General features: G+C 37.8%; 8 protein-coding genes and 3 tRNA genes. 6 read left to right on the top strand and 5 right to left on the bottom strand.

Annotated elements, in window-relative coordinates:
• Positions 1 to 130 precede the first annotated feature (130 nt).
• Together aspA and J4771_RS00210 are read right to left on the bottom strand one after the other, a co-directional pair.
• Positions 131 to 1,525, bottom strand: a complete 1,395-nt coding sequence (gene aspA / locus J4771_RS00215; RefSeq protein ID WP_224135485.1) for an aspartate ammonia-lyase — start codon at positions 1,523 to 1,525, stop codon at positions 131 to 133.
• Positions 1,526 to 1,647: 122 nt separating this feature from the next.
• Positions 1,648 to 2,667: an N-acetylmuramoyl-L-alanine amidase gene (locus J4771_RS00210; RefSeq protein WP_224135484.1), complete on the bottom strand. Its 1,020-nt coding sequence runs from the start codon at positions 2,665 to 2,667 to the stop codon at positions 1,648 to 1,650.
• A 134-nt stretch (positions 2,668 to 2,801) separates the two neighbouring features.
• Here J4771_RS00210 and J4771_RS00205 point away from each other — a divergent pair.
• The 4 genes from J4771_RS00205 (at position 2,802) to J4771_RS00190 (ending at position 3,976) form a co-directional block, all read left to right on the top strand.
• Positions 2,802 to 2,886: transfer RNA gene (locus J4771_RS00205), tRNA-Ser, on the top strand.
• A gap of 20 nt (positions 2,887 to 2,906) precedes the next feature.
• A tRNA-Pro gene (locus tag J4771_RS00200) sits at positions 2,907 to 2,981 on the top strand.
• Positions 2,982 to 3,020: 39 nt separating this feature from the next.
• Positions 3,021 to 3,094, top strand: a tRNA-Arg gene (locus tag J4771_RS00195).
• Between the two features lie 186 nt (positions 3,095 to 3,280).
• Positions 3,281 to 3,976, top strand: coding sequence for an ABC transporter ATP-binding protein (locus J4771_RS00190; protein WP_224135483.1), 696 nt, complete (start codon positions 3,281 to 3,283; stop codon positions 3,974 to 3,976).
• A 61-nt stretch (positions 3,977 to 4,037) separates the two neighbouring features.
• On the opposite strand, the gene J4771_RS00185 is transcribed toward J4771_RS00190, so the two are convergent.
• Positions 4,038 to 4,424, bottom strand: a complete 387-nt coding sequence (locus J4771_RS00185) for an SRPBCC domain-containing protein (RefSeq protein ID WP_224135482.1) — start codon at positions 4,422 to 4,424, stop codon at positions 4,038 to 4,040.
• A 32-nt stretch (positions 4,425 to 4,456) separates the two neighbouring features.
• Between J4771_RS00185 and J4771_RS00180 the strand changes: the two genes are divergently transcribed.
• Entirely contained in the window at positions 4,457 to 5,062 is a 606-nt protein-coding gene (locus J4771_RS00180) for an NUDIX hydrolase (RefSeq protein WP_224135481.1), read from the top strand.
• Here J4771_RS00180 and J4771_RS00175 read toward each other — a convergent pair.
• Both J4771_RS00175 and gldJ read right to left on the bottom strand, forming a co-directional pair.
• Positions 5,059 to 6,333 carry a UDP-N-acetylmuramoyl-tripeptide--D-alanyl-D-alanine ligase gene (locus tag J4771_RS00175; protein WP_224135480.1) on the bottom strand — a complete coding sequence of 425 codons (1,275 nt, stop codon included), beginning with the start codon at positions 6,331 to 6,333 and terminating at the stop codon, positions 5,059 to 5,061. The genes J4771_RS00180 and J4771_RS00175 overlap by 4 nt on opposite strands.
• 64 nt (positions 6,334 to 6,397) lie before the next feature.
• On the bottom strand, positions 6,398 to 8,005 hold the full coding sequence (gene gldJ / locus J4771_RS00170) for a gliding motility lipoprotein GldJ (protein ID WP_224135479.1): 1,608 nt from the start codon (positions 8,003 to 8,005) through the stop codon (positions 6,398 to 6,400).
• A gap of 162 nt (positions 8,006 to 8,167) precedes the next feature.
• Between gldJ and porU the strand changes: the two genes are divergently transcribed.
• Positions 8,168 to 12,088: a type IX secretion system sortase PorU gene (gene porU / locus J4771_RS00165; protein ID WP_224135478.1), complete on the top strand. Its 3,921-nt coding sequence runs from the start codon at positions 8,168 to 8,170 to the stop codon at positions 12,086 to 12,088.
• The last annotated feature ends 20 nt before the right edge of the window (positions 12,089 to 12,108 follow it).

The raw sequence follows: 12,108 nt of genomic DNA, 5'->3' as shown, positions 1-12,108 counted from the left end.
ATTGATTTTAGTTATTAAATATTTATTAAACAAAAAAATATTTACTAAAGGTTGTCAATTTTGGCTAAAGCCAATGGAATTTCCACTATTTAAAAACGGGCTAAAGCCCGTTCCTACTGTTATTTTCAAATTAATGTGGATTCAACATGTTTTCGGGATCCAAAATTTCGTCTAATTTTTCTTGTGACAAAACTCCTTTTTCCAAAACCAAATTATAAACGCTCTTTCCTGTTTCTAGAGCTTCTTTCGCAATTTCGGTAGAATTTTTATATCCAATGTATGGATTTAAAGCCGTTACAATTCCGATGCTGTGTTTCACCATATTCAGGCAAACTTCTTTATTGGCGGTGATTCCGTTAATGCATTTTTCCCTTAAGGTATCTAAAGCATTTCCGAGGAAAATATTGCTTTCCATGATGGCATGAGAAAGAACGGGCTCCATCACATTCAATTGAAGTTGTCCTGCTTCTGAAGCGAAAGTAACTGTTAAATCATTTCCGATCACCTTGTAACAAACCTGATTCACTACTTCCGGAATTACAGGATTTACTTTTCCTGGCATAATCGAAGAACCGGGTTGCATCGGCGGAAGGTTGATTTCAAAAAATCCTGCTCTTGGTCCCGAAGAAAGCAATCTCAAATCATTACAAATTTTTGAAAGTTTTACCGCAAGACGTTTCATTGCCGAAGAATAAATCACATAAGAACCTGTATCAGGAGTTGCTTCCACTAAATTTGGTGCGGAAATAATTGGAAAACCTGAAAGTTGGGCTAAATTCTTCGCACACAAATTCGCGTAACCAAGCGGCGCATTCAAACCCGTTCCTATTGCAGTTGCACCCATGTTGATTTCTACGAAAAGATTGGCGTTGGCGTTGAGTTTCGAAATATCTTCTTCCAAAGTTGCCGCAAAAGCTTCAAATTCCTGTCCCAAAGTCATCGGAACCGCATCTTGAAGCTGCGTCCTTCCCATTTTGATGACCTTTGAAAACTCCTTCCCTTTTGCACGGAAAGCTTCAACAATTTTTTTGAGTTTTTCCACCAATTCGATGTTCATATTCAACAACGCAATTTTGATGGACGTTGGATAAGCGTCATTGGTGGATTGTGATAAATTGATATGGTCGTTTGGCGAACAAAACTGATAATCGCCTTTCTCTTTGCCTAATTTTTCTAAAACTACGTTTGCGATGACTTCATTCGCATTCATGTTCACGGAAGTTCCTGCACCACCCTGAATCATGTCGATTGGAAATTGATCGTGGTATTTTCCGGCAATCAGTTCATCGCAGGTTTCTGCAATTTTTTGGTAGAGATTCTCCTCCAACAAACCCAATTCATAATTGGTTTTTGCAGCGGCTTTTTTCACCATTCCTAATGCCGCGATAAAGTGAGGATAAGAGGAAAGATGTTGCCCCGAAATTTTGAAATTATCAATCGCTCTCTGTGTTTGAACTCCATAATAAGCATTAAGCGGAACCTGTAATGTGCCCAATAAATCGCTTTCATTTCTGAAATTTTCCATAAAAATAATTTGTGGAAAAGATAAGATTTTTTGTGGAATCCTTAAAATTGATTTTCACCGATAACAAAATAAGAAACGGGCGATTGAATGTCGCCCGGATTATTCTGAATTGAAATTTGAATTTATTTATTAGGATATTTCTGGTTTAAAGCCTGTAAAATTGCCCAAGTTTCGGCATCCATAATTCCATCATATTTCTGTGGACGGAAATGATATTGAAAAGCCTCGATTGTCTTTTTCGTAGCATCATCAATCGTTCCAGATGCAGCCAAATCATAACCAAAAGTTTTCAAGGCTGACTGAAATTTATAGATAAATTGTGGTGTATTTTGTTGCAAAGCAAAATCTTCGGAATTGGCTTGGTTTAAAAATGCATCTTTAGAAGCATCATCATACCACATCCCTATTTGGAATTCGTCATACAGTTTTTTCCACGGAAATTTCGGACCGGGATCCTGTTTTCTTGTGGGCGCAATATCGGAGTGCGCTAAAATATTGGTCGGCGGAATCATGTAACGCGTTGCAATATCTTTTACCAAAGCTGCCACTTTTTTCATCTGATGTTCATCAAAATCAGGGAAAATTTTTGCTCCCGAAGCATCGGTCGTATAACCGGGATTTACGATTTCAATTCCTATCGAGGTGTCATTCAGCATTTTGTCATTCCTCCAAGCACTGATTCCCGCATGATAAGATCGTTTATTTTCGTCAACCAACTGATAAATATCCTTATCACCTAAATTGTTAACTAAATAATGCGAACTCACCGATTGTTGTGTTAAAACGGAAACCGATTTTTCATCGTTCAACGCCGTATAATGGAGGATGATGTATTTCTGCCTAAAATTTTGAGCCACCGCAGGAAAATAATCCTTTACCACTTTAAAACCTTGTGGATCAGCAGAAACGATTGAGCCGTAACTGATTGTATTGTCGTTTTTGCTTACATCTCCAATATTGGTTTTGTAAAAATCATAGCTGCCTTCGTGCTTCACTTGCGGCTTTTGCGGAACGGGAGTTTTTGGAGTTGGATTGGTTGTTATTGATGTTTTTGGTTTAGCTTCAACTTTCTGTACAGGTTTCTGTGAACCGCAAGAAAATAGTAATGAAGTTAAACCGATGAAATATAACGAATTACGCATTGTTAAATGATTTATGATGATTTAAGTTTCAAAAATACAAAAAAAATTAAGCAAAAAATTTTGGTTAATATTGAAAACTATTATATATTTGCACTCGCAATTACAGAAAAGAAGTTCTTACAAAATATTGCAAAGGAGGGTTGCCGGAGTGGTTAACGGAGCAGTTTGCTAAACTGTCGACCCGCAAGGGTCGCGTGGGTTCGAATCCCACACCCTCCGCAACCTTTGGACAAAATTCTCGGGGCGTAGCGTAGTCCGGTCATCGCGCCTGGTTTGGGACCAGGAGGTCGCAGGTTCGAATCCTGCCGCCCCGACTTTTAGTAATTCCTTCGGGAATTTTTTTTTACCGCAATGGGTGCGTAGCTCAGCTGGATAGAGCATCTGCCTTCTAAGCAGACGGTCATAGGTTCGAATCCTATCGCGCTCACTTTACAATCAAAACCTTCTTTTCCTAGGAGGTTTTTTTCATTTTTTAGAGATTCTTCTCTGTAATTTTAAGACTTCTTAATTTCATAACAGCAAATCAATTACGGTGCCGATGAATAAAATTAAATTTTAAATTATCCTAAATTTCCTTAATAAATGTAAATTTGCATTCCATTAAATATCATTTATGTCACTTCAAGTTATTGAACTAACCAAAAAATTTGGGGAGCAAACTGCATTAAGCCAAGTTAACATTGAAATTGGAAACAGCGAAATCATTGGGCTTTTGGGACCAAACGGCGCTGGAAAATCAACGCTGATGAAATCGATAGTCGGAGCTTTGAAAATTGATGAAGGACAAATTCTCTTTAATGGAAAAGATATTACAGAAAACGATATTGAAAGTAAAAAAAACATAGGTTTTCTCCCCGAAAACAACCCGCTTTATCAGGAAATGTACGTGAAGGAATACCTGAATTTTGTTGCTGATCTTCACAAAATTCCAAAAGAAAGGCTTGATGAAGTCATTGCGCTCGTAGGAATTGTACCAGAAAAATCGAAGAAAATTTCTCAGCTTTCAAAAGGCTACAAACAGAGAGTGGGTTTGGCTCAAGCAATCCTGCACTCACCGGATTTGCTGATTTTAGATGAGCCGACGAACGGTCTTGACCCCAACCAAATCATCGAGATTAGAAATGTGATAAAAGAAATTGGGAAAGAGAAAACGGTGATTCTTTCTACACACATCATGCAGGAAGTGGAAGCACTTTGTTCGAGAGTGATTCTAATTCACCAGGGAAAAATCATGCAAGATTCGCCCATTGAGGAATTCAAAGGAAAGTTTGGAAGTTTGGAAGAAGCCTTTGCGAGTTATACGAACTAATGAAAAATTTGAACATAAAAATCCCTGAAACCAATAGATTTCAGGGATTTTTAATTGAACCTTACAGTTTTTCAATATTATCTGTAAGTGAATTGATAAAATTCTGTAGTGGCTTCTCAACCATCATTTTGATGAACGGATTAAATTTTCCGTCAAAAAGCAGCTGAACTTCTGTTTGATTTTCGTTTACCGGATTCATCGCTCCAGTCAAAGCAAAATCCAAACTTGAACTTGCGGATTTCAACACGATTTGCTTGTCGGAAACCTCATCGATAGTCAAGGCGATTTCCGGCATTCCTTTTAAACTGAATTTAAAACCGTTGTCTCGAACTTCGAAACTTTGCAGCGATTCCGGCATCAAATTTTTGTAATCTTCGGGCTTGTTTAGCATTTCAACCAGCTCATTTACCGATTTATTTACCACAACTTTACGTCCTTCTAAATTCATTTTTATATTTTTGTATGATTAAAACGCTGCAAATGTATAAAGTTTTTGTGAATGAAAAAAAATTAACTTTAAGTAAATATCCGGAAGACATAGAAAAGAAACTGCGGTTCGAGGGTTTTGCCACTTTGGAAATTGCGGTGGATCTTTTGGAGAACACTTCGTGCCCGGAACTTAACGTTTATGGTGAAAATATCGAGGATTTATGGGAAGATTTCACTCACATGTTCAAAGTAGTTGAAGCTGCAGGTGGCGTTGTAAGCAATAAAAATGGCGAAATTCTCTTTATCCGACGAATGGGAAAATGGGATCTTCCGAAAGGTAAAATCGAGAAGGGCGAATCGCTGGAACAAGCTGCAATTCGCGAAGTGGAGGAAGAAACCGGAATTAGGGAATTAATTTTAGAGGAATTTCTCAACAATACTTTTCATATTTATAATGAAAGAAACGGGGAAAAAATCCTCAAAACGACCTACTGGTTCCGAATGAATTTTGTAGGAGACGAAACGCCTGTTCCTCAAATAGAAGAAGGGATTTCTGAGGTTTCCTGGAAAAATAGGGAGGAAATTATGAGTGACGTTTTCCCGATGACTTTCAAAAATATCAAACTTATTTTGAACGATTATTGGGATTTGAATTAATTGATAAATTCCAATGCTTTTTCCAAAGCGATTCCGCGTGAAGCCTTTAACAATACATTTTTTGAGCTGATTTTTTCAGATTGTAAATATTCTGAAAGTGCTGCCGAATTTTCAAAAGCTTGCGATGATTTATTTACGTTTTTGAAATGTTTACCAACGGTAATGATTTCATCAAAACCCATTGAATTAGCCAATTCCAGAATACTTTGATGTTCCACTTCAGATTCAGTTCCTAATTCAAGCATATCGCCGATAATGATGGTTTTTGAGCCCTCGAATTTGCTAAAATTTTTAAGAGATTCCGCCATCGAACTTGGATTGGCGTTGTACGTATCCAGAACAAAAGTTTTCCCGTTCTTTTCTAAAATTTGGGAACGCATATTGGTTGGCGTATAATTTTGGATCGCAGCTCTTATTTGGGCGAACTCTAATCCAAAATGAAAACCTAAACTCGCTGCAGCACAGAGATTGGTAAAATTGTAATTTCCTGTTAATTTCGATTGTGCCTTATTTCCGTTAAAACTTAAACCAACGAAATTGTCTTTTGAAAATTCTTCGAAGAAATAATCCGAACCTTCTTTTCCAAAGGTGATTTTGGGTGAATAGTTTTCCGTTTTTTCAAATTGAATAGGATCATTTTCATTGACTAAAATCGTTTGCCCATTTGATTTTAGATCATCATATAGTTCTGATTTTCCTTTAATTACGCCTTCAAATCCGCCAAAACCTTCCAAATGTGCTTTTCCGAAGTTGGTGATATAGCCAAAATTGGGTTGTGCGATTTTACAAAGAAGTTCAATTTCTTTTTGATGGTTCGCTCCCATTTCGATCACCGCCATTTCGTGTTCAGGTTTAATGGAAAGCAATGTTAGGGGAACTCCGATATGATTATTAAGGTTTCCGAAAGTGTACTGAACATTAAATTTTTGCGACAAAACCGCGTGGATTATTTCTTTTGTAGTCGTTTTTCCATTACTTCCTGTTAAAGCGATAACTGGAATTTTCAACTGATTTCTATGGTACGTCGCCAATTGCTGCAAAAATTCCAAAGTCGAAGGAACATAATAGATTTTTCTCTGCTTATTTTCGAATTCTCTCTGTTCCACAATAACCGCGAAAGCTCCTTTATTTATGGCATCTTCTGCAAGAGTGGCCGCGTTGAAATTTTCACCTGAAAAAGCAAAGAAAATGTCATTCTTTTCAATTTTTCGGCTGTCGATGGTTATTTTGGATGACTGTAAAAATAACGGATAGAAAGTTTCTGGATTCATTGTTCAAAAATAAAAAAATCCTTCTGCAATTGCGGAAGGATTTATAAAATATTTTTCTAAAAAATTATCTTTTTGTTCTGCCTTTACCGGAGGATTTAGCGTCCTGTGCAACACGGAAACCAACCCACCCGAAAGATTTTGCCTCGTCGCGGAATCTTCTTTGCCCTGGATCTAACCAGTAAGCTCCGTCTAACCAAGACCCTCCTTTAATAACACGTACTTCATTGGAAATTCTGGTAGTTCTTGAAAGTGGGTCTTTTTGTAAAATAACTCTTCCTCTTTCATCTACGATAAATCTTTTCTGCTTGGAGTTATACATATTATAGCCCATCGTTGTACTGTCTTCTGCTCTTCCGTAACCTGCATCAAGCGAGGATTGGAAATCCCCGTCACGGAAATTTCTGTTATCCGCAACTGTTTCTCTTTCATACTGACCAGGAAGACCTTTATAAACTAATCTTCCGTCGGCAAGTGTATCGTATTTAGCAGCGTCAATTTTTTTGAAAGTACCGTCAGCATTTTTCACCACTTCTTGTGGAACGTTTCCTCTGTAGTAGTTGAAATCACTCGCTTCTTCGTCAATAATTGGTCTGTAAACATCTGCTGTCCATTCTGCAACGTTACCGAACATTCCAAAAATACCTAAATTGTTTGATGGATACTGTTTCACGTCAGCTGTTGTAGGAGAACCGTCATTTTTCCAACCTGCAACTCCGGAATAGTCACCTCGTCCTTGCTTAAAGTTTTCAAGATACATCCCACGATTCTTACCTTTTTTACCTTTCAATTCTTCGATTTCAGGTTTTTTGTTTTGGTAAAGGTTGTATTCTCTCTCTTTTTGCATTCCTAAAGCAGCGAACTCCCATTCCACCTCTGTTGGAAGCCTGAATTTCTCAACAACACCAGCTGTAGCATTACGGTTTGCCGCCATAATTCTCTGATTGCTGGTTTTGATCCCTGATTTTTGCTGCAATCTTTGCTGATTGATGTACGCTTCCATTTCAGGATCATTTGCTTTGAACTTGTCTAAGTTAAATGAGTTTGGACCTTGATTGTTCGCATCGTTGGTATAGAAATCTTTTGAAATGACACCTTGTTCCATCAAAGCCTTCTCGTTTGCTCTGTCGGTTAACCAATCGCAATATCTGGAAGCTTGCAGCCATGAAACTCCTACTACAGGATAGTAATCATATTCTGGCCTGCGGAAATAAGTTTCCGCGAAATCGTTTCTGGAGAGCTTATTGTTCCACACCAATGTATCAGGAAGCGCTCCTTTGTAAATTTCTTTAAAACTAGGATCAGATGGAGGAAATACAAATTTTAACCAGGTAACGTATTCACGATATTCGTAATTGGTAATTTCAGTTTCACCAATAAAAAATGAGCTAACCTGCATTCTTCTAGGGGTATTGTTCCAGTCATGCATTACATCGTCTTTCACCAATCCCATGGTAAAGGTACCGCCTTCTACATAAACCATTCCCGGCCATCCTTTTTGTTTCTGTTGTTTTCCGGTGAAGAACCAACCTTTCTGATCGTTGGGTTTCCAACCGGTTTTACTGGTAAAACGTTTTGTACCACCGCCCTTCTTTCCGCCGCCGCTACCGCCGCAACTTACTAAAAGCATAGTGGAACTCAACGCTATTAAAGAAAACAACTTAAGTTTATTCATAGTCAATATAGATATTTTCAGAGTACAAAGAAAAAAGAAATTATTTAATAAATCAAATTATGTATTGATTTTTTTGCAAAACGTTAACAAATTAATTTTATTGTATGATATTATTATTTATTATTTTTCGTTTAATTTGTAACCGCGAAAAAAAAACTTCAGATGAAACGAATTTTAACTTTATTATTAATCAACATTTTTATCATATCGGCTTATTCTCAAAACGTCAAAATTGAATGGGAAGGAAGCCGGATCATGGATTTCGGGAGCTATAGTGTTACCGTTCCGTCATTTAAGAATGATGGTTTTGTGTACGAAGAAGGTTCTGTTTTTTATCGTTCGACCAGTAAATATTCAGGGGCGGACCAACAAATATCCAATATTGTTTGGGAAAAAATAAGTCCGAAAGAACTTTTCGAAATCAGCAGCAATCGCATTCCTTCAAAAGATTTTGCGGACGTAAGTTACTACACCAATCCTTACACGAAGGAGAAAACGACCAATCTTCGGGTTTCTGTCTTAAAAAATGAAAACGGAAACTTTTACCGCCTGACTTCTTTCAGTATTGTGAACAGTGGTACCAATTCTTTAAACCAAAACTTGACGAAGAGATCCGGAACTACCGATAATCCACTAAAATCTGGAAACTTCTTTAAAATTAAGGTTGATAAAACAGGGGTTTTCAAGATTACAACCAAGTTTTTACGCGATAATGGAATCAACCCGGCAAATATCAACCCGAAAAACTTCCGAATCTATGGAAACGGCGGATTAACCTTGCCAGAACACAACCAAGATTTCCGATTTGCGGCTTTACAGGAAGACGCAATACAGGTTGTGGGAGAAAATGACGGTGTTTGGAATGAGGATGATTACGCTCTTTTTTACGCACAGGGACCTCATGGATATAATGTTTTCAAAACTTCCAATGACAGAAACGGAAACGGAAACCGAAGATTTGAGACTAGAGCAGACAATTCTTATAACTTTATGAATGTATATGAGGATTTCGCTTATTATTTCATCAATTTTGATTTAGGTCCCGGAAAAAGAATTCAGGATAGCGATGTAAACGTAAACTCCAACATTATTTCAAGGTATGATGAGTATCAATATATTAACGAAGAGAAATTCAATTTGATGAAAGTAGGCCGTATTTGGATTGGAGATTCTTTTTCCGAACCTAAGACAGTTACCTTTACCACAAGATTCCCTCTTCAGACAACAGACGTTATAAAATACCGTGCAAGACTTATTGGATATCAATCAAATGGCAACAAGGTTGATTTCAATTTAAACAATACGGAATCCGGAGTATTTGCCGTTCAGGCTACCGAAAAAAATGAGTATGTCATGGGTTACTTTTTTGGTAATACCTCCAACTTTAGCGGCAATCAGCTTAGTTTTAATTTTACTCCCAGCTTTTCAGCAAATCCACAGGGAAAATTTTTCTTCGACTATGCAGAAGTTCAGTATAAGCAGGATTTAAAGTTCAATAATACACAGATGAATTTCCGAAGTTATGATATCTCCGAAGGCAGCGGTACTACTTATACTTTTAGTATGAGCGATGCTTCATCAATTGAGCAGGTTTGGCAAGTTTCGGATGTTACCAATGTTACAAGAAAAGTGAACAAGTCCGGAGGAAATGCAAACTTCGATTTCGGGTATGTTGCAAATAGCGACCTTTTCGTCAATGAATTTGTGGCTTTCAAGAGTGCAGACGCATTTTTACCATCATTTGTAGGGAAAACTGAAAATCAGGACTTATCAGGTCTTCAAAATGTGGATTACCTTATGATAACAGTTCCAGAAATGATGGGGCAAGCCCAGAGATTAGCAAACTACTACCAAAATAAATACAACGTAGCCGTAGTTGATGTCAACAAAATTTACAATGAATTCAGCAGTGGAAGTAAAGATATTACAGCCATTCGAGATTTTGTCACCAAACTCAATACTCCTGCTGGAAAATTAAAATATGTGTTCATTTTAGGCGACGCCTCTTATGACCACCGTGGTAAAAATAACCCTGGTTCAGACATTGTGCCTAGTTATGAAAGTGAGGAAAGTGCTACCTATTCTAATTCTTTCGTAACGGACGATTATTTTGTGATGACCGCTCCGCAAATCGCGCCACTTAATCCTGCAGAACCACCAACCTATATTTATTCACTTCTACCCGACTTGCCGATAGGAAGACTTCCTGCAGCTAATGTTTCAGAAGCAAAACTTTTGATCGACAAAACCCTTGCCTACTACAACGCTCTTCCAGGCCAGTCAACACCTTTTGGTGAATGGAGGATGAAATTAGATTTTGTGGCAGACGATGATGCGGACAATGTTCTTCCATTCCACAATACAGTGAATACTGCAATTGTAAATTCTTTTGAGACAGGAACCGAACGTAAGGAATATAACGTACGAAAATTATTTTTAGATTCATTTGCGGCTCAGTCAGCTTCTGGCGGACAGCGGTATCCGCAAGTGAACCAAGCTATTTCTAATGATGTAGGAAACAGTTTGTACCTCCTTTATTTCGGTCATGGCGGTATTAACGGTTGGGCGCAAGAAAGAGTCTTGAGCATCGATGATATCCAAAATTTCAATAATTACAATAACGTTTATTCACGGTTTCCTTTGGTTTCCACGATAACTTGTGAGTTTACTTTGTGGGATGAGCCAGGAACTTCTTCCGCAGGTGAACAGGTGATCAAGCACAAAACGGGTGGTGCCGCAACAATGATCACCTCTAGCCGTGCAATTTCGGTGGTTTACGGGGAACTGTTTAGCTCCATATTGATAAAGAATATTTTTGCTCTAAACAATGATCAATTCAGCACGCTTGGTGATGCGCTTTTAAAAGCTAAAATTGAAAAAGGTCCGCAAAGTGACCACTTGAAGGTAAATTTCCTCGGTGATCCTGCCGGAACTTTGAGCCGACCAAAACGTTTACTGAAAATTGACAACGTTGAATCTCCTGTTCCTGGACAGCTCCGCGCTCTTGATTTTGTAAAAATTACAGGACATATCAATAAGGAAGACGGTACTTTGGACAATACTTTTAACGGAAGAGTAGCCATTAACATTTTTGATAAAAGGCTTAACAAGAAAACACTGAATAACGACGGATCACCAAAATTAAATCCGGTGCTTCAGTACACCGAAGAGGGTTCGCCTATTGTAAAATCTTCTGGAGTTGCCAAAGATGGGGTTTTCACTGTAGAGTTTTACGTACCGAAAGACATCAACTATACTTTAGGAACAGGTAGAATTTTAGGTTATGCAGACAACAAGGTGTTTGACGTATTTACCAACCAGGCGCAAACCATTGGTGGAATTAATCCCGATGGAATTAATGATAATGATCCACCAAAAGTGAAACTTTATATGAACAACACTAATTTTGCAGATGGCGGTATTACCAATGAAAATCCAACTTTGTTAGCTTGCGTCACCGATGATAAAGGAATCAATTCTACAGGATCTGGAATTGGCCACGACATTACTGTAGTTCTCGATGGAAAAATTATCGACACGGTGGTCTTGAACGACTTCTATTTTTCTGGGGAAGGAAATGGCTGTACAAACCCTAGTTTAGCAGATTATCAGAAAGGGAATGTAAATTATCCTTTCCGAAATTTAACCCCCGGTCCGCATCAATTAACTTTTAAAGTGTGGGACATCAACAATAATTCCACAACTGCCACGTTAAACTTTGTAGTTAAGGGCGAAAACGACCAAAATTTAGTGGTTAACAAACTGCTAAACTGGCCAAATCCATTTACCAATAAGACGTATGTTCAATTTGAGCATAATTGCAATGATATTTTAGATGTAAATGTGCAAATTTTCACCATCACTGGAAAACTGGTAAAAACCATTTCTACTGCTGTAACGGCAGAACCTTTCTTCCAAGGTTTCCGCACGCCAAGAACCGCGATTGAATGGGATGGAAAAGATGATTTTGGGGATTCGGTTGGAAAAGGAACCTACATCTTCAAAATTTACGCTAAAAGCCAGAACCAGGATAAATGTAAAGGAAGTGCTACAGCTGTTGAGAAAATGGTATTATTAAAATAAAAATTCTATAAACGAAAAAA

Origin of the sequence: Candidatus Kaistella beijingensis, from assembly GCF_020084865.1 — a bacterium.
In the GTDB taxonomy this organism is placed as follows: domain Bacteria; phylum Bacteroidota; class Bacteroidia; order Flavobacteriales; family Weeksellaceae; genus Kaistella; species Kaistella beijingensis.
This window is presented reverse-complemented; position numbering and strand designations above follow the sequence as displayed.